The following is an 18,794-nucleotide window of genomic DNA, read 5'->3' as shown; positions in this document are numbered from 1 at the left end:
CCGTCCCCCTTTAACTATCGTTTTAAATTGACGAGCTCTTCAAGAATTTGGTCAGAAGTTGTAATAATGCGGGAATTTGCTTGGAAACCTCGCTGCGCTTCAATCATTGATGTGAATTCTTCTGATAGGTCAACGTTAGACATTTCCAGTTCGCCTACCGCAAGTTCACCTGCGCCATTTTGCCCGGGATTTGACTGAAAAGCAGGCCCTGAGTTAGGCGATTGTTGAAACAGCGTGCCCCCTGCTTTTTCCAGCCCTTCTGGATTATTAAAGGTGGCTATTTGAATTTGACCTAGGTTTACTGTTTTCCCGCTGGCATCTACTCCGGTAATTTCTCCTGACTTGCCTATTGAAAATTCCTTTAAACCATTCTTACTAATTTGTATGGGACCTTTTGTTCCTTGCACCTTCATACCATCTGCATTTACAATATAGCCATCTCCATCAAGATAGAAATTTCCGGCACGAGTATAGTAGGTTTGATTGCCGTCTTTAACAACAAAAAAGCCGTCACCTGATATCGCTAAATCCAGATTTCTTCCGGTATTTTGCAGACTTCCTTGACCTTGTATGTTGTCAATAGAAGCGGTGTCAACCCCCAAACCCACTTGCTTTGCATTTGTTCCGCCGCGTCCGCCTTGCGGGGCGCTGGCACCTTGTGTTTCCTGGCTAATCATATCTTTAAAGGTAATTCTTCCTTTCTTAAAACCGTAAGTGCTGACATTGGCAATATTGTTGCCAATTACATCTAATTTTGTTTGGAAGTTTTTCATACCGCTGATTCCTGAATACATGGACCGAAGCATATAAATCCCCCTTGTAAAAAGTTTTTTTATCTTAATCAACTTTAGATGATGGTTATTGAACATCAACCATGCTTGCTAATTTTTAATTCTTTAAGTCATTGCCTTTTTCTTATCCTCATCCCAAATAGAATCAATTTGCCCGGGATCTACTAAATCTCCTTTATCCGTCACGTATTTGATCTCACCGTCTTTCAAAGTAATCCCCGCTACTGTATTTTCGACTTTATCTGTCGAATTTTTCCCGTCTGCATCAGTCGAGGATTTTTCCCAAGTAATCTGCTTCCCTATCATATCGGACTGTGAAGAAAGTAAATTTTGCGATTGATTTTTGACAAATTTATTAATTGCTTCACTCATATTTTGTGTTTGTTCTAAAGATGAGAAGGTCGCCATTTGCGAGATGAATTCCTTGTCATCCATCGGCTGCGTCGGATCCTGATTTTGCAGTTCAGTAATAAGCAATTTAAGGAAATCATCTTTACCTAGATTGCTGTTCCCTGCCGGTTTTTTCTCATCAGGTTTATTTTGTAAAAATAGGTTATCATCGATTTTCAATTTTTCTCACCTCCTGAAAGCCAGTCTGAAAAGGTTAATTCTTCATCAAGCATTTCATCTTCCCGCTTGTCTTCCATTCTCTCCCTGCTGTTTTGTTGTTGGTCTCTGCCGCTGTGATCTTGACGGGCGTTTAAATACTGAGAATCTTGTTGATTGTTAAAAGAAGATAAATCAATATCAATCTTTTGCAGCGGTATTTCCTCGGCGGCTAAACTTTGTTTTAAATGATGCAGCTGAGATTGAATCATTTCTTTTGCTTCCCGGGTCGATGCAATAATTTTAGCCGTTAATCCTTCCGGATTGTTTTGAATAAATATATTCAATTCTCCTAAATGGTCAGGATGCAATTTGATCCGAAATTCATTAACACTGTTATGCAATATCGTTAAACGGGATGATGATAAATACTTGCTAATTTGCTCAATCACTTTTTGATTTGTTGATGCTGCCGGCTGATTTGTTTGATAAATCATAAATTGTTGTAATTTATTCATCGGTCCCGTTTGAAAGGATTGTAGATTGACTTTTTCTTCTTTAAATGACTTGTTTGGCTTTAATTCTTCAAGATTTATAAAATAACTTTGCTTACTTTTACCACCAGATGCAGCGAAATCTTTAATATTCTGTTGAAGCGGATGTTTTATATTTTGCTTAAATAAGCTGTTATCATTGTCAGCTTTATTTCCATTTGAATAGTCTTGTTGCCCGCCTTCTGGTTTCTGTTGGTTGTTTTTTTCTTCCTCGAACAATTGCTGTATAGATAGCAAATTGCTTGCTATTATTTTCAAAGTGCTATTAATGCCATTATTTTGTTCTGACTTTTCAATTTCCTTTGATACTTCTTTTACAAAGTCTGCCGGCTGTAATTGGAAAACTAATAATTGTTTTAAATCGGCCATCAATGTTCTCAAGTCCGTTATGATTTGCTTAGCTTGTCGCTGATTAAAATCTGGACAATCTTCATCACCCAGCGTCTTATCCATTTGCATATTGATTTTACTGGTAATTTTAACCAAACGGTGATCTGTAATAGCCTGTTTAATATCTTTATTCAATTTATTTAGTAATTGATATAAATCCTTAAAAAAGCTATTTTTGTCTATGCCATTTTTGTTCAATTGATGACATTTGTTTAGATATGTTTCAATTTCTTTTAAAACATCATTAATGGCTGGTTGAGTATCCGCTTCTTCCTCCATCTGTTGTTCAATGGTAAAGGGTTGATGTTTTACTTCAAACGCAATTGGCTGATTTTGTTTCTCTTTAGTTGAAAGATTGCCGCCGAACAAATCACTAACTAATATCGAAAAAGGAGATATCGTTTCTTCTACACCATTGCCATATGTATAATCTTTTCTGCTGTTTTCGGGTACTGGATTCAAGGCATTCGCTACTGACAGCGTCAAACTATTCAACTCCCTTCACCCGATCCGTTATTAGCGTTGCTAACGCCTGCGGTACTATTATCTTGAATAGATTTTGATTGCTGCGATTTTAATAACGGCGTAATGCCGGCTGCTTTTTTGGCAGGTAAGTTTTCTAAAACTTTAGCTTTAGTTTTATCATCAAGCATATTCATGTAGGACGCTGCCTTTTGATTATTCATTTCTGAAAATATAGCGGCAGCTTTCTCAGGATCCATATTTTTATAAGTTTGCGAGATCATATTAACTTGCTGCTGCTTTTTTTGATTTTTCACATTGGTTTCCTGATCTTTTGCTGCAACTTTCTGCTGCTCAACATCATTTTGCAGTTGATTAATTTTATCTGACTTATCTCTGACTTGAGCATTCAGGTTATCAATTGTCTTATTCTGATCTTTAATAGTACCCTTTAAAGATTCAATTTCAGCTGTCAATTGTTTTTTTGAAATACCGCCTGATTGCGGCAATAAATCTGAAAAGTTTAACCCAAAAAGTTTCATAATAAGAATCATAATAATAATTAAAAACAAGATCGCGGCAATGGCAATTAGAAGACCTTTTAAAATCTTTGACGATGTACGGTTAGTCTGTTCCATTTTTCACCCTGCTTTAACTTACTTAATGCCTCATAAAATTAAGAGAAGCTGTTTCATCCATCAATTTCATCTCACGCTTTTTTTCATCTTTTAAATAATTGATCCATTTTTTCGACTTTAATTTTTCGTATTTCTTAATTTCAATCGTTTTTTCTTTTAATACTAATTGAAAGGATTCCAATCTTTCCCTTGCCTGATCATATTTCCGCTGTTGATCTTCAATTCGTTTTTCAAGGTTTTCGACATAATTGATTTGTGATTTGATATCATCGACAGTTACCGAAGTTTTCAGTTCCTGTTGCAATTGGGTTTGGACTTCTTCTTTTTTTTTCATAAGACATAACAATTCATTGGCCAGTTGTTCAAACATTTGATAAAACGTTTGGTATTCTGATTCAAGTTGTTTTTTTTCGTTTTCAGTGATATGTAAAACTCTTTGCATTGAAAACTCAAACGGCATCGTTTAACCCGCACCCTTTCCAAAATGTCTAATTAGCTGATTGATCGCTTCTTCCCGATCAGGTGTCTCATTGCGGGACTGCTTCAAATAAGACTGTATGACAGGATGATAGCGAATCGCATCATCTATTTCTTTTGAGGATCCCGGTTTATAGGCACCTATATTGATAAGATCCTCAGATTCTCTATATTGAGCTAAATAGTTTCGAAGTGTTTCAGCCGCATCTAAGTGATCTTGAGATACGATATCATTCATCACCCGGCTGACACTTTGCAAGATGTTAATGGCCGGATATTGTCCCTTTTGCGCCAACTCTCTGTCAAGGATGATATGCCCATCGAGTATACCGCGCGCGGCATCAGATATGGGTTCATCAAAATCTCCTCCGTCAACTAAAACTGTATAGAAAGCTGTAATTGAGCCGGATACACTTGTACCTGTGCGTTCTAATAATTGAGGGAGCATAGCAAAAACAGATGGCGGATAGCCTTTCGTTGTCGGAGGTTCACCGGCAGCGAGTCCAATTTCACGCTGTGCCATAGCCACCCTTGTTAATGAATCGATCATAAGTAAGACATTCTGCCCTTCGGATCTGAAGTATTCGGCAATGGATGTAGCTGTTAAGGCGCCCTTAATTCTCATAAGTGCCGGCTGATCAGATGTTGCTACAATGACGATCGATCTTTTTAAACCTTCTGAACCCAAGTCTCTTTCAATAAAATCCCGAACCTCTCTGCCTCTTTCACCGATAAGGGCAATGACATTTAAATCAGCAGAGGTATGCCGCGCAATCATTCCAAGCAGCGTACTTTTTCCAACGCCGCTCCCGGCGAATATGCCCATACGCTGCCCTTTCCCAACAGTTAATAAGCCATCTATAGAACGAATCCCTGTAGCCATTGGTTCTAAAATACGCGGACGTGTCATTGGATCAGGCGGTTGACGTGATGTTGGATAAGCCGGCATGGGCGTTTGTTGTAAACGGCCGTCGAGCGGTCTGCCTAAACTGTCACAAACATGTCCGATCAAAGCGCGGCTAACCTTAATTTGCAACGGTTGACCTGTTGTTTCGACAAGGCAGCCCGGTGATATCTGTGCAGCATCATTGTATGGCATTAACAAAACATGTTCATCCTGAAAACCGACAACTTCTGCCAAAACCTTCCTATGTTCTTTTTGCAAATATATATGACATACATCGCCGATTGAAGCGATTGGCCCCCTTGATTCTATTAATAAGCCGGCGGCTCTTGTTATTTTTCCAAATCGTTTATAAGTATCAATATGGCTGATTTTATCAATCAACTGAACAGCCTTCATGACTTGATGCCTCCATCATTTCTAAGAGCGTTTGCTTCATGACTGTTAATTGGCTGTCAACACTAGCATCTAACTTGCCAAAGGGTGTCTCTATATAGCACATATGCTCCTCTAATTGTTCATCTGCAAAAATTTGTAACCTTGCGCCGCGAACGAGTGACAAGAGTTCTTTTTGATGACTGATAACCAATTCAAACCATTTCGGCGGTACAGTAATTTGTATCGCATCCTGTTCCTTAACACCCGCAACCGCTTTCTTTACTAAAGACATCCAGCATTCAGGCTTCTCCTCTAAGGCAGTATTGATAATAGTTTCCGCTATCCGGACAGCAAGTGATAAAATATCGGGTTCAGCTCTGGATAAATAGTCGCCATATGCCGCTTCGGCACAGCTGATAATTCGATTAGCCTTATCTATCTTTTCTTTATATAAAGCTTTTCCTTCTTTCTTCCCGTGATTGAAACCATCATCATAGCCTCTTTCACAATGTTTTCGATATACAGCCTTGCACTTTTCCTTGAAAGCTTCTTCCTGTTCTTGTATGTTTTTTTGAATTTGATCATACTCAAGACGCGCTTTCGTAATGATTTCTTGTGCTTCATCATGAGCTTTTTTCAGTAAAGGTGAAGCAGCCAAGGCATATTCATCGTCAATGTCAAACTGCTGAACTGCCGGCTCCTCTTTTATTAAGGACAGATGCTTTTTTTCAAAAAGGAAATCCGGCATTTTTATTACATTAGACAATGACATCATCTCCGCCGCTGCGGGCAACGACAATTTCACCTGCATCTTCAAGTCCTCTGATGGTGTTAACAATGCGAGTTTGCGCTTCTTCAACATCACGCAAACGGACAGGCCCCATAAATTCCATTTCTTCTCTTAATGTTTCCGCCATCCGCTGCGACATATTTTTGAACAAAACTTGTTTAACTTCTTCACTGGCTGTTTTCAGGGCTAACAGCAAATCTTCGTTATTAATTTCACGGATAACACGCTGAATAGCCCGATCATCAAGGACTATAATATCTTCAAAGACGAACATTCGTTTTTTAATCTCTTCAGCAAGATCCGGATCCCTGGTTTCTAAATTCTCAAGAATTGTCCGTTCGGTTGTTCGATCTACGCCGTTTAGAACATCTACAACCGTTTCAATGCCGCCTGTTTGTGTATAATCTTGCGTAACAGCTGTTGACAGCTTTTTCTCTAAAATTTGTTCCACTTGGTTAATGATTTCAGGAGATGTGCGATCCATAAGCGCAATTCTTCTCGCTACATCTGCTTGACTGTCTTGCGGTAATTCAGATAAAACTTGCGATGATTGATGCGGTTCTAAATAAGATAGAACCAATGCGATTGTTTGCGGGTGCTCATATTGAATAAAATTCAAAATTTGTTTAGGGTCGGCTTTTCTCATAAAGTCAAACGGTCTAACTTGCAGTGTAGATGTAAGCCTGCCTATAATTTCCATAGCCTCATCAGGCCCAAGCGCCTTCTCCAAAATTTGCTTTGCGTAGCCTATACCGCCTTTTGAAATATATTCCTGTACTAAAGCCAATTGATAGAATTCATCAATGACATCGTCTTTTGTTTCTTTATCGATATTTCTTATATTTGAAATGGCTAAAGTCAGTTCTTCAATCTCCTCTTCAGTTAAGTGTCTATATATTTCAGCGGAAACATCAGCACCTAGCGCAACAAGAAGAACGGCAGCTTTTTCTTTGCCATTTTGCTGAAATTGTTTATTTCGTGCCATATTAGCCTCCCTTAATCTTCAGAAAGCCATGTCCTGAGCAATTTAACAAATTCATCAGGTTTTTCTTTTGCCATCACCTGTAATTGTTTATACTTCTGAACCTCTGGTTTGTCCCGGGTTTGATTGCTTTCTAAGTTTTCTGCAGGAATTGTGTATTCCTCGAGGTCGATAACATCCTCATCCTTGTCATTTCTCCTTCTTCTGAACAGCCAGATTAATAAGATTATCATAACAGTCGTAATAATCCCTATAATCATATAAAGCCACCAGGGGAAACCGTTACTTTTTTGTTTTTGATCAGGAATCTTGCCGTTGAATTTTTCTACAGCAACCATTGTCTTCTGATCAATATCACTGGGATTTAACTCCTGACCCCCTTGGTCCGCTAATGTTGTTCGAACAACTGTATTAAGTATTTGTTTAATATCGTCTATACGCTGCCCAGGAAGTGAAGCAGGATTATTAGGATCAGGCGGTTCAACCATAACTTGTATGCCCATATCTTTAATTGTGTACGGGGCCTTAACGATTGTATTATGGATCCGATTGAACTCATTATTAATTCTTTCTTCTTCAAGTTTGTAATTACCATTGCCATCGGATGATGCTTGATATGTCGGCACATCATTACTGCCTGTACCGGCTTTCCCGACGGCACCTTTGCCGGAATATGTTTCAGTAATATGCTCGGCGCTTACTTGTACACCATCTAAGCTGTTAGGATCAACCGGCTTGATAAGATCCTCTTTGGTTCTTTCTTTCGTGAAATCTACGTCGGCCGTTACATTAACCATGACTTTTTCACTGCCCATCATCATGCCTAACATTTGCTGTACCTGTTCACGTATGTCTTTTTCTATATCATTCTTGATTTCTCTTTGCTGCTGATAGGCTGATAATGCCGAAGAGCTGTCTGAACTTTTCTTATCGTAATAGTTGAAAAATTGGTCCATAATGACGATATTATCTTCAGGAAGATTAGGCACACTTTTACTGACTAAGTGATAAAGACCTTGAACCTGTTCATCATTTAATTGATATCCCGGTTCAAGATGAAGTACAACCGATGCGGAAGCTTTTTGCGGTTTATCGCTCACCCATTCACTTGATTTAGGCATGTTAATCATAACCTTTGCCGAATTAACACCTTTAATTTGTGATATTAAATTTGAAAGCTCGGTTTCCATTGCTTCCCGTTCCATAACATCAAATTGTTTATCTGTCATTCCAAAACTTGTATTATTACTAAATACCGAATAATCTATATCACCTGTTTTTGGAATGCCGTCAGCAGCCAGTTCAACCTTCAAATTATCGACCTGGTCTTTTGGAACACTTATTGTCGTACCGTTATCGGACAGCTTATATTTAATTCCTTTACTGTCCAATGTTTCTTTAATTTGCCCCGTTTCACTGGCCGATAAATGGCTGTATAAGGGTGCATAGTGCGGAATGGATGTTAAAACAGAAACGGCGATAATGATTATAACAGCTGCCGAACTTAAAAAAATCAGCCAGCGTTTTTGTTTTCTACTAAACCGGTTCCATACTCCCTTTATCTTTTCTAAGATGTTTTTTAGTTTGTCTTTCATAAAATCCTCCAATCGAAGCCTTTACTGAAATTTCCAGTTAAAAAGGAGGAAAGCTGCAATCTGAATAAACTGCCCTTCGTACGGTGAAAACGGCGTTACTCTTAGAACAATACTCCGGCGGCGGATTTACCAAAACACCGCACAATGGTTCCCCGGGCTTTTTGAACAACCTCAGACAGATTACTAGATTTGCATCCTCATCATTTCCTGATAGGCATCGATTACTTTATTTCGTACTTCAACAGTTGCTTGAAGAAGAATATTAGACTTCTGAATATCAATCATCGCATTATGTAAGTTTTGGACATTTCCTGAAGCAATTTCAGTCATACTTTGATCTGATTTTGTTAACGATTGATTTACTTTATCGAGTGCATTGTTCAATACTTTAGAAAAAGATGTCTTTGTTTTTGACGTCAATGGCTGACCGCCGGCCGAAGGATGAATATTGACATTGTTAACTGGGACAACATTCATTGCTTTTTCACCTACTTCCCAATATCAAGAGCTTTTAATAACATATCCTTATTAGCATTAAGTACGGTAACATTTGCTTCATATGACCTCGTGGCACTCATTAAGTCGACCATTTCTTTCAAGGGGTCAACATTCGGCATTTTAACGTAGCCGTTTTTATCCGCTTCAGGATTTTCCGGTTGATAAACCTCTTTAAAAGGTGTCGGATCATTGGTAATTTGTTTTACTTCTACGCCGCCTGCTGAATTGCTTAAAGCGTTATTCAGGTGTGATTGAAATCCAGGATTTATCGGCGCCATCTCGACTTCTTTCCGCTGGTACGGCTGCCACTTGCCATTAACTAGTTTACTTCTAGTTGTATCAGCGTTAGCCATATTCGATGAGATGACATCCATTCTAAGCCTTTGTGCTGTTAGAGCCGAAGCGGAAATATTTAGACCGTCAAACATCCCCATTTCCTATTTGCCTCCTCCCAGCACCATTTTATATTGCTGAAACTTTTGACTAACTGCGGTTACTAATGCCTGGTAGTCAATTTGATTTTCAGCCAGCTCAGACATTTCTTTGTCAATATCGACATTGTTTCCATTGTTTTGCAACGATGTTGAATGATCTATTGTAATTCTCGGTTCTTTTTCACTTTCATTACTAAAAGAAATATGTTTAGAGTCCGTTTTATTAGCTTCTAATGCACTATTTAATTCATTTTGAAAAGTGACTTGTTTCGCCTTATAATTTGGCGTATCAATATTTGCGATATTTTGGCCTATGACCTTCTGCCTAACAGAGGTATTATCCAAGGCTTTTTCAAGTAAAGATGTCACAGATTGATATTGAACATTCATTTCTATCCCTCATCATTACAAATTAATTATTGGCAGTCTAACAAAAAATTACATATAAATACAACTTTTTCTCCAAAATTCACCGCTACATGTCATTATTCTCTAATTTATGACGAATTTCCATAGGTCTATTTTACTATTTGATTTTGCAGAATGAATTTTTTTGATCAATTTCAAAGTATTTTCTAAGAAATTTGTCGCTTATTCTCACTTTTAAAAAGCCATTTAAATCACGGGAACTTTTAATCAAATGTTTGTGAGGATAAAATATTTGAATTCCAACAGATTTTGGGGATTAGGTGTTTTTTATCGTCAAAAAAAATTTTATTGCTTGCTGATAGGGGAAAAGGTTAATTAAGTGTTTTCAGGGGTAAAAGAGACTAAAGGTATAAAAGAAGCTATTATAACACCAAAAAAATTATCTTAAAATAGATCATACACTAATTTGCAGAAAAAAGAAACTATTTTACCGAAAAATTTTGCAGCCCTGAATCGGCTCTGTTGATCCAAGGCTGCTGAGAAGTTTTGCTTAAAAATTGCCGATTAATAAGTTTTTATTCACCTTTAATTCTGTTCAATTCAACAAGAAACTTGTCATTAAGCACTTTAATATAAGTACCTTTCATTCCAAGCGAGCGGGATTCGATAACGCCTGCACTTTCTAATTTTCTTAATGCGTTAACGATTACAGAGCGTGTAATACCGACGCGGTCAGCTATTTTACTTGCAACCAGAAGACCTTCTTTACCGTCAAGTTCTTCAAAAATGTGTTCAATAGCTTCAAGCTCACTATAGGATAACGAACTGATAGCCATTTGTACAATTGCTTTTTCTCTTGCTTCTTCTTCAATTTCTTCTGTTTTCTCGCGAAGAATTTCCATACCTACAACAGTAGCTCCGTATTCGCCAAGAATTAATTCATCATCTTCAAACGGGTTGCCAATACGGGAAAGGATAAGAGTCCCCAGACGGTCACCGCCGCCGACGATTGGTACGATTGTCGTTAAGCCGCCTTCAAACAACTCTTTGTTTTCAATTGGAAAAGCGGTTAATGGATGGTTAATATCAAGGTTTGGCGATGTTTCATTAATTGTAAATAAATTTTGTGTATAATCTTGCGGAAATTGTCTTTCCTCAAACATATGTTTCATACGTTCGTTTTCAAATTCTAACTTAAGTGCCATGCCTAATAATTTACCGCGGCGGCTGACAACTAACACGTTAGAATCGATGACATCGCGAAGCGTCTGCGCCATCTCATTGAAATTCACTTGTGTTTTTGTACCTTGCAGCATGTTATTAATTTTTCTTGTTTTTTCTAAAAGTTCCATGATTAAAAAATCCTCCTAATAACTTCTTATAAAATGTATTGACTCAAATCTCTGTTTTTTACGATAGACGCTAATTTTTCTTCCACATACTCCGGCGTGATTGTGATTTTCTCCAAGGTAATATCGGGTGCCTCATAAGACAAGTCTTCAAGCAATTTTTCCAGAATCGTGTGCAGGCGTCTAGCGCCAATATTATCGGTTTCCTGATTTACTTCATAAGCAATCGTAGCAATTTTACGAATAGCATCGTCAGAAAACTCAATATTTATACCTTCAGTTTTTAATAAAGCTTGATATTGCTTTAAGAGAGCATTGCTGGGCTCCACTAAAATATTAACAAAATCGTCGACTGACAAGTTAGAGAGTTCGACTCGAATCGGAAAACGCCCTTGAAGTTCCGGAATAAGATCCGACGGTTTTGACATATGAAAGGCGCCGGCAGCAATAAATAAAATGTGGTCGGTTTTAACCGTTCCGTACTTGGTCATAACGGTTGACCCTTCTACAATCGGAAGAATATCCCGTTGTACGCCTTCTCGGGAAACATCACCGGAATTTTGGTTTTTTCCGGTAATTTTATCAATTTCATCAATGAATATAATACCCGATTGTTCGGCACGCATGACAGCTTCTTGTGTGACTTCATCCATGTCAATCAATTTTTGCGCTTCATCTTGAGTCAGTACTTTCCGCGCCTCTTTAACTGTCAATTTTCGACGTTTTTTGCGTTTTGGCATGAGATTACCTAACATATCCTGCATATTCATGCCCAGTTGTTCCATACCCGCTCCTTGGAACAAGTCAAACATGCCTTGCTGCTGTTGTTCTTCAACTTCAACGGTAACCATATGATCTTCTAATTCGCCAAGATCCAACAATTTTCGCGTTTGTTGGCGTTTTTCCCGAATTGATTGTTCTTCCTTAGGTTCTTCGCTGTCATTCGAGTTTTGATTTTGGCCGCCAAAAAACATATCAAACGGATTCTTCATTTGCGCTGTTTTTTTCTCTGACGGCACAAGTAATTTAACGAGGCGCTCATTGGCCAATTCTTCGGCCTTGGTTTTTACTTCAACCATCTGTTCTTCTCTAACCATTCGCACCGACGTTTCAACAAGGTCCCTAACCATTGATTCTACATCACGCCCGACATAGCCAACCTCTGTAAACTTAGTTGCTTCAAGTTTAATAAATGGCGCGCCGGACAGTTTCGCCAAACGCCGGGCAATTTCTGTTTTACCTACACCTGTCGGACCGATCATTAAAATATTTTTGGGTACGATTTCTTCACGGATTTTTTCATCCATTAATGATCGGCGGTAACGGTTTCTAAGGGCGATTGCAACGGACTTTTTGGCTTTATTCTGTCCAATAACAAATTGATCAAGCTGCTCAACAATTTGTTTTGGTGTCAAAGCTTTAGACATCTAGACATCCTCCTCTTTTACAGCTCTTCAACAATAATATTATTATTGGTGAAAACACAAATGTCACTGGCAATTTCTAAAGCTGTTTTTGCTATTTCCTTTGCAGAAAGATGCTCATTATGGCGCTTGAGAGCCCTGCCGGCCGCAAGAGCATAATTGCCGCCTGACCCAATAGCAAGTATCCCATCATCCGGCTCTATCACTTCACCTGTACCTGATACAAGTAAAAGGCCGGTTTGATCCATGACAATAAGCATTGCTTCCAACTGTCTGAGCATTTTATCGCTCCGCCATTCTTTAGCTAATTCAACGGCTGCCCTTTGGAGATTACCATTATATTTTTCCAAACGGCCTTCAAATTTTTCATACAAGGTAAAAGCATCGGCAACTGAACCTGCAAATCCTGCAACGACTTTACCGTTATATAATTTACGAACTTTCCTGGCCGAATGTTTCATCACAACTGATTGCCCAAGTGTTACCTGGCCATCGCCAGCCATAGCACATTTTCCATTGTGATGAATGGCAAAAATGGTTGTTGCATGAAATTGACTCAAAATGCTCCCTCCTTGTTATGCACGAGGATGATGATTAATATATGCTTCTCGAAGTCTCTCCTTCGTAACGTGCGTATAAATTTGTGTTGTTGACAGCTCTGCATGACCCAACAATTCCTGAACAGACCTCAAGTCAGCGCCTGCATCAAGCAAGTGAGTAGCAAAAGTATGTCTTAAAGTATGCGGACTTATTTTTATTGTCAGGGAAGCTTTTTGTATTTGCTTATTCAGTATAGTTCGTACGCTCCGGGATGAAAGTTGTCCGCCGCGGTAATTGAGAAACAAATAGTTTTGTTTTTTGTCACTCTTTACAAGCTTTTGTCTGCCATCCGCCAGATATCTCTCAATTGCATCGCACGCAAAGCTTCCCAAAGGTATGTAACGCTCTTTCCTGCCTTTTCCTTTTACTAAGACAACACCCAAATCAAGATCCAAGTCCATAAGTGTGATACCTACACATTCACTAACCCTGACACCGGTGCCGTAAAGAACTTCTAAAATAGCTTGATTACGCTGTCCAAGCGGTTGAGTTAAATCTTCAACATCAAACAGCTTACCCAATTCTTCTTGATATAAAAACTTTGGCAACCTGTGTTCTTGCTTAGGGAGGTGAGTGAGTGCAAAGGGATTATCAAATACAACGCCTTCTTTAACCAAATAACGGTAAAAGCTTCTGAGGCTTGATACCTTACGGGCAACAGTTCGCCTTGAGTAACCCCTCTCAAGCATTTCCGTGAGAAAAACCCTTACTGAAGCATAGGAAACAGCAGCAACACCTTCAAGCGCCTGCTGCTTCATAAAGAGAAAAAAAACCTCAATGTCCTTGGTGTAGTTCATAATGGTATGTTTTGAAGCATGCTTCTCAACTTCCAAGAAGCGTAAAAACATATCCAAATACTTATTCATTATGATCACCTTTTCATCCGCTTACCTCAGAAGGCTCCTAAATATTATCATAATTTAGGAGCCGTGACAATAGATTTTACAATTTTGTAACAAAATTCTGAATTGTTCCCAATGCTCGCTTAGCGTACTGTTCATTACGCTCTTGTTTATTCTTAATTTTCTTTTCCAGCGGCGGGAAAAGACCGAAGTTTGCGTTCATTGGCTGAAAGTTGTCTGCATTTGCAGTTGTAATATAATGCGCCATACTTCCAATTGCAGTTTGTTCAGGAAAGACAACCGGATTTTGTCCGCTTACAAGCCGTGCGGCATTAATTCCGGCAATGAGCCCGGATGCAGCTGATTCAACATATCCTTCTACACCCGTCATTTGTCCGGCAAAGAATAAGTCTTCTCTTCCGCAGTATTGATAAGTTGGCTTCAACAGCTTCGGTGAATTAACAAAGGTGTTTCGATGCATGACACCGTAACGTACAATATCAGCGTTTTCCAAACCCGGAATCATACGGATAATTTCTTTTTGCGGCCCCCATTTTAAATGCGTTTGAAATCCAACAACATTATATAATGTACCAGATGCGTTATCTTGACGCAATTGAACCACTGCATAAGGACGTTTTCCGGTCTTTGGATCTTCTAATCCCACCGGTTTCATAGGTCCAAAAAGCATCGTTTTCTTACCGCGTTTGGCCATGACTTCTATTGGCATGCACCCTTCAAAAAAAACTTCTTTCTCAAAGTCTTTCAGTGACACTGTTTCCGCTGATACGAGCGCATCATAAAACCGGTCAAACTCTTCTTCTGTCATTGGACAATTAAGATATGCAGCATCACCTTTATCATAGCGGGATTTTAGATAGACTTTGTCCCTGTCAATACTATCAGTTTCAATAATAGGCGCTGCGGCATCATAAAAATACAAATAGTCTTCACCTGTTAATGACTTCAAAGAGGCTGAAAGTTTGTCCGATGTTAACGGGCCAGTCGCAATAACAGTTGGTCCATCAGGGATGCCATCCACTTCCTCATTAAAAACTTTAACGAGCGGATGTTCCTTTACCCGTTCTGTGACATTTGCTGAGAATTCATGACGGTCAACCGCTAATGCGCCGCCGGCAGGGACCGCACATTTATCAGCTGAAGAAATAATTACCGAATCTAACAGTCGCATTTCTTCTTTTAATACACCAACAGCATTGGTTAATGCATTAGATCTGAGTGAGTTTGTACATACAAGTTCTGCAAATTTATCGGTATGGTGGGCCGGTGTTTGCTTGACTGGCCTCATCTCGTAAAGATGGACTTGGATGCCGCGCTTAGCCAGCTGCCATGCAGCTTCACTTCCGGCAAGCCCCGCACCGACCACCGTGACATGTTGTGTGGTCAAGATCATTCCTCCGTTTTACTCCGGTGCAACCGTCCGTCTTCTGCCTCAAACTTTAGTAAAACACTGAAGTCCGGGCAGAAAATAACAGACAATAACACCCGATCTATTCATCTAACCATTAATAGGGGATTAAGAAAATACATTGAGCCTTTCATTTTATGATTGCTCTTCCTTATAGTCACACGATGAGCACTGAACGATTTTCCCTTTTTTCGCCTTTTTCTCTACGAGATATTCGCCGCATTTTGGACAGTCTCTTGGCAACGGCTTATCCCATGAAACAAAGTCACACTCCGGATAACGTTCACATCCGTAAAAAATTCTTCGTTTTTTACTCCTGCGCTCAACAATTTCTCCTTCTTTACATTTCGGACAAGTGACACCGACTTTCTTAAGTATCGGTTTTGTGTTACGGCAGTCAGGAAAATTAGAACAAGCTAAAAATTTCCCGTATCTCCCCATTTTATATACCATTTCCGAACCGCATTTGTCACATTCAATGCCCGCAGGTTCATCTTTAATTTCTACTTCTTTCATTTCTTTTTCGGCTTTTTCAAGATGCTTTTCGAAATCAGTATAGAAATCAGCAATAATTTTAATCCAATTCGTTTCTCCCTCTTCAACTGAATCGAGATCATCTTCCATTTTTGCAGTAAAATCTACATCAATAATTTCCGGAAAGAATTCAACGATCAAATCAAGAACAACTTCCCCAAGCTCAGTAGGAACAAATTTACGGTCATCAAGGACAACGTAACCGCGCCTTTGTATTGTATCAATTGTCGGTGCGTATGTCGACGGCCGTCCGATACCAAGCTCTTCCATCGTTCTGACAAGCCTTGCTTCAGTATACCGCGGAGGCGGCTGAGTGAAATGTTGTTTTGGATCTAACTGTTCTTTATCAACTTTCATACCTTCTTCTAATTCAGGCAAAAAGTTTTCTTCTTCTTTTTTATTATCATCATTGCTTTCAATATAAACCTTCATAAAACCCGGGAACTTAATTTTTGAACCGGTTGCACGAAAAACAACATCTGATTGGACTAAATCGGCTCTTACAGTATCCATAATTGCCGGAGCCATTTGACTCGCAACGAACCTTTCCCAGATCAGTTTATACAGCCTGTATTGATCACGGCTTAAAAAGTCTTTAATTTCTTTCGGTTGGTTCATGACAGAAGACGGCCGAATCGCCTCGTGAGCATCTTGGGCATTTTCTTGATTTTTCTTCTTTGGCTGCCTCCCGCCAACATACTTGTCACCAAACGCTCCTGTAATATATTCCCTGGCCTCTGCTTTAGCAACGTCTGATATTCGCGTTGAATCTGTTCTCATATATGTGATGAGTCCCGTTGTTCCCTGCTTGCCAAGTTCTATCCCTTCATATAACTGTTGGGCAATCATCATTGTTTTTTTAGCTCTGAAATTTAATTTTCGTGCAGCTTCTTGCTGCAGTGTCGATGTAATAAACGGAGCGACCGGATTTCGCGCTCTTTCTTTTTTCTGAACCTTCGTGACTTCAAATTGTTTATCTTTCAATTTTTCCATCACTTGATCAACATCATCTTTATTTTTTAATTCAATTTTTTTATTGCCTATCCCGTAAAAGCTTGCATCAAAAATTTCATCGCGAACTTTAAATTTCCCTGGAATCGTCCAATATTCTTCAGGCTTAAAGTCTTTGATTTCTTTTTCTCTTTCAATAATCAGTTTAAGCGCTACTGATTGTACACGTCCGGCACTTAATCCTTTTTTGACCTTTTTCCATAGGAGCGGACTAATATTGTATCCTACAAGGCGGTCGAGTACACGTCTGGCCTGTTGGGCATCAACAAGATCCATATTGATAGCTCTTGGATGTTTGAATGCATCTTTGATTGCTTGTTTTGTAATTTCGTTGAAAACAACCCGGCAATCAGATTCAGAATCAATGTCCAGACTGTGGGCTAAGTGCCATGCAATCGCTTCACCTTCACGATCAGGGTCGGCAGCCAGATAAACTTTTTTGACTTTCTTGGCGGCTGATTTTAATTCTTTTAAAACCGGCCCTTTACCGCGGATCGTGATATACTTTGGTTTGAATTGATTGTCTATATCCACTCCCATTTGACTTTTCGGGAGATCTCTGACATGTCCCATAGACGCTTTAACTTCATATTTTTCCCCAAGATATCTTTTGATTGTTTTAGCTTTAGCGGGAGATTCGACGATAACAAGATAATCTTCCATACTTGCTTTCTCCCCTTCTTAAATTATGTGTTCAGCGTGAGGACAAAAACAGTCGGGAAGTTCACGGTTAAGATCTCTTGCCTGTTTCCCGAACTTAACATCCTCTTGAAAAAGAATTATCAAATCTTCACTAATATTAAATACTGTAGAAAAGTTTGTCAAACGCAAGGCTATAAATTTTTGCTATTTTTGATAAACATATATTAAATTTACCTTGGGACTAGGATATTCGGTGACACTTAAGTTCATTCAAAATATCTTCGCTCGATAAAACCATTTTTGCTCCTTGCTGAATAAGTTTATTCGTCCCTAAAGCATTGACATCTAATATTGAACCTGGCAGTGCAAAGACATCTCTGCCTTGTTCCAGGGCTTGATCTGCTGTGATTAGGGATCCGCTTCTTTCCTTAGCCTCAACAACGAGCGTCCCAAAAGAAAGACCGCTGATAATCCGGTTTCGTTCAGGGAATTGCCATTTTTGCGGTGGGGTGTATGGAGGATATTCGCTAATCGCCAAATGATCAGAAACAATTTTATTAAAAAGTGCACGATGCTGCTTAGGGTATGGATGAAAAAGGCCTGAACCAAGAACTGCAATTGTGTAAGACGGCAAACTAAGTTGATGTGCGTATCCGTCGATACCGAGCGCTAATCCGCTGACAATCGTCCATTTTTGTTCGACAAGAGGCGCTAAAATTTTCTCCATACTGATTAAGCCTATTTTCGACGGATTTCGCGTTCCGACAACACTAAGAATTTTTTCATGATTTAAAAGCGAAGATTGACCCATGCCGTAAAGAACCCAAGGCGGATCATATATAGCTTTCAGTTTAGATGGATATGTACTATCGAAAACAGTAATAATAAAGATACTGCTTTTTTTATATGCGGTTAAAAGGGCTGTAATATCAAGTTGGTGAAGATCTTCGTAAAAGGACTTTGCATGACGGGGCGCCATTTGCAGATAGTGACAAAAATCTTCCGCTGTCATATTATAGACGTCATTTAACTCGGGGTCATGCTTGAACAGCTTTTTGATTGTTTTCCAGCCTGCGCCGCGGCAATGATGGATATGAATGAGCCTATCCCGTTTATTCAATATCATCCAATCCTTACTATAATAAGATGTGTAAA

Annotated in this window: 19 protein-coding genes; all 19 read right to left on the bottom strand. The window is 39.1% G+C overall.

Annotation, left to right across the window (positions count from 1 at the left end):
• Nucleotides 1-14: 14 nt before the first annotated feature.
• Nucleotides 15-806: a flagellar basal body rod protein FlgG gene (flgG, locus tag ACFQRG_RS06110; RefSeq protein WP_380964767.1), complete on the bottom strand. Its 792-nt coding sequence runs from the start codon at nucleotides 804-806 to the stop codon at nucleotides 15-17.
• A 90-nt stretch (nucleotides 807-896) separates the two neighbouring features.
• Complete coding sequence (gene flgD / locus ACFQRG_RS06105) at nucleotides 897-1,361, bottom strand: flagellar hook assembly protein FlgD (protein WP_380964765.1); 465 nt, start codon at nucleotides 1,359-1,361, stop codon at nucleotides 897-899.
• Nucleotides 1,358-2,767: a flagellar hook-length control protein FliK gene (locus ACFQRG_RS06100; RefSeq protein ID WP_380964763.1), complete on the bottom strand. Its 1,410-nt coding sequence runs from the start codon at nucleotides 2,765-2,767 to the stop codon at nucleotides 1,358-1,360. The genes flgD and ACFQRG_RS06100 overlap by 4 nt, the downstream gene beginning before the upstream one ends.
• 5 nt (nucleotides 2,768-2,772) lie before the next feature.
• Nucleotides 2,773-3,381 (bottom strand): MotE family protein, encoded by a 609-nt coding sequence (locus ACFQRG_RS06095; protein WP_380964761.1) that lies wholly within the window; start codon nucleotides 3,379-3,381, stop codon nucleotides 2,773-2,775.
• A 22-nt stretch (nucleotides 3,382-3,403) separates the two neighbouring features.
• Nucleotides 3,404-3,841, bottom strand: a complete 438-nt coding sequence (fliJ, locus tag ACFQRG_RS06090) for a flagellar export protein FliJ (protein ID WP_380964759.1) — start codon at nucleotides 3,839-3,841, stop codon at nucleotides 3,404-3,406.
• Nucleotides 3,842-3,844: 3 nt separating this feature from the next.
• The gene (gene fliI, locus ACFQRG_RS06085) at nucleotides 3,845-5,161 is read right to left on the bottom strand and encodes a flagellar protein export ATPase FliI (RefSeq protein WP_380964757.1); all 1,317 of its coding nucleotides are present in this window, start codon (nucleotides 5,159-5,161) and stop codon (nucleotides 3,845-3,847) included.
• Complete coding sequence (fliH, locus tag ACFQRG_RS06080; protein ID WP_380964755.1) at nucleotides 5,139-5,906, bottom strand: flagellar assembly protein FliH; 768 nt, start codon at nucleotides 5,904-5,906, stop codon at nucleotides 5,139-5,141. The genes fliI and fliH overlap by 23 nt, the downstream gene beginning before the upstream one ends.
• Complete coding sequence (gene fliG, locus ACFQRG_RS06075) at nucleotides 5,899-6,915, bottom strand: flagellar motor switch protein FliG (RefSeq protein ID WP_380964753.1); 1,017 nt, start codon at nucleotides 6,913-6,915, stop codon at nucleotides 5,899-5,901. The genes fliH and fliG overlap by 8 nt, the downstream gene beginning before the upstream one ends.
• An 11-nt stretch (nucleotides 6,916-6,926) precedes the next feature.
• Nucleotides 6,927-8,507 (bottom strand): flagellar basal-body MS-ring/collar protein FliF, encoded by a 1,581-nt coding sequence (fliF, locus tag ACFQRG_RS06070; protein ID WP_380964751.1) that lies wholly within the window; start codon nucleotides 8,505-8,507, stop codon nucleotides 6,927-6,929.
• A gap of 183 nt (nucleotides 8,508-8,690) precedes the next feature.
• Nucleotides 8,691-8,984, bottom strand: coding sequence for a flagellar hook-basal body complex protein FliE (gene fliE, locus ACFQRG_RS06065; RefSeq protein WP_380964749.1), 294 nt, complete (start codon nucleotides 8,982-8,984; stop codon nucleotides 8,691-8,693).
• Between the two features lie 11 nt (nucleotides 8,985-8,995).
• Nucleotides 8,996-9,433 carry a flagellar basal body rod protein FlgC gene (gene flgC / locus ACFQRG_RS06060; protein ID WP_380964998.1) on the bottom strand — a complete coding sequence of 146 codons (438 nt, stop codon included), beginning with the start codon at nucleotides 9,431-9,433 and terminating at the stop codon, nucleotides 8,996-8,998.
• Nucleotides 9,434-9,442: 9 nt separating this feature from the next.
• Entirely contained in the window at nucleotides 9,443-9,829 is a 387-nt protein-coding gene (gene flgB / locus ACFQRG_RS06055; RefSeq protein WP_380964747.1) for a flagellar basal body rod protein FlgB, read from the bottom strand.
• 554 nt (nucleotides 9,830-10,383) lie between these two features.
• Complete coding sequence (gene codY / locus ACFQRG_RS06050; RefSeq protein WP_380964745.1) at nucleotides 10,384-11,160, bottom strand: GTP-sensing pleiotropic transcriptional regulator CodY; 777 nt, start codon at nucleotides 11,158-11,160, stop codon at nucleotides 10,384-10,386.
• 26 nt (nucleotides 11,161-11,186) lie between these two features.
• A complete protein-coding gene (hslU, locus tag ACFQRG_RS06045) occupies nucleotides 11,187-12,584 on the bottom strand; it encodes an HslU--HslV peptidase ATPase subunit (RefSeq protein WP_380964743.1) in 1,398 nt (465 codons plus the stop codon).
• A 17-nt stretch (nucleotides 12,585-12,601) separates the two neighbouring features.
• The gene (gene hslV, locus ACFQRG_RS06040; RefSeq protein WP_380964741.1) at nucleotides 12,602-13,141 is read right to left on the bottom strand and encodes an ATP-dependent protease subunit HslV; all 540 of its coding nucleotides are present in this window, start codon (nucleotides 13,139-13,141) and stop codon (nucleotides 12,602-12,604) included.
• A gap of 15 nt (nucleotides 13,142-13,156) precedes the next feature.
• Complete coding sequence (xerC, locus tag ACFQRG_RS06035) at nucleotides 13,157-14,047, bottom strand: tyrosine recombinase XerC (RefSeq protein ID WP_380964739.1); 891 nt, start codon at nucleotides 14,045-14,047, stop codon at nucleotides 13,157-13,159.
• 76 nt (nucleotides 14,048-14,123) lie between these two features.
• A complete protein-coding gene (gene trmFO, locus ACFQRG_RS06030) occupies nucleotides 14,124-15,431 on the bottom strand; it encodes an FADH(2)-oxidizing methylenetetrahydrofolate--tRNA-(uracil(54)-C(5))-methyltransferase TrmFO (protein ID WP_380964737.1) in 1,308 nt (435 codons plus the stop codon).
• A 156-nt stretch (nucleotides 15,432-15,587) separates the two neighbouring features.
• On the bottom strand, nucleotides 15,588-17,660 hold the full coding sequence (gene topA, locus ACFQRG_RS06025; RefSeq protein WP_380964735.1) for a type I DNA topoisomerase: 2,073 nt from the start codon (nucleotides 17,658-17,660) through the stop codon (nucleotides 15,588-15,590).
• Between the two features lie 220 nt (nucleotides 17,661-17,880).
• Nucleotides 17,881-18,765, bottom strand: coding sequence for a DNA-processing protein DprA (dprA, locus tag ACFQRG_RS06020; protein ID WP_380964733.1), 885 nt, complete (start codon nucleotides 18,763-18,765; stop codon nucleotides 17,881-17,883).
• Between the last annotated feature and the right edge of the window lie 29 nt (nucleotides 18,766-18,794).

Origin of the sequence: Scopulibacillus cellulosilyticus (assembly GCF_042665295.1) — a bacterium.
In the GTDB taxonomy this organism is placed as follows: Bacteria; Bacillota; Bacilli; order Bacillales; family Sporolactobacillaceae; genus Scopulibacillus_A; species Scopulibacillus_A cellulosilyticus.
This window is presented reverse-complemented; position numbering and strand designations above follow the sequence as displayed.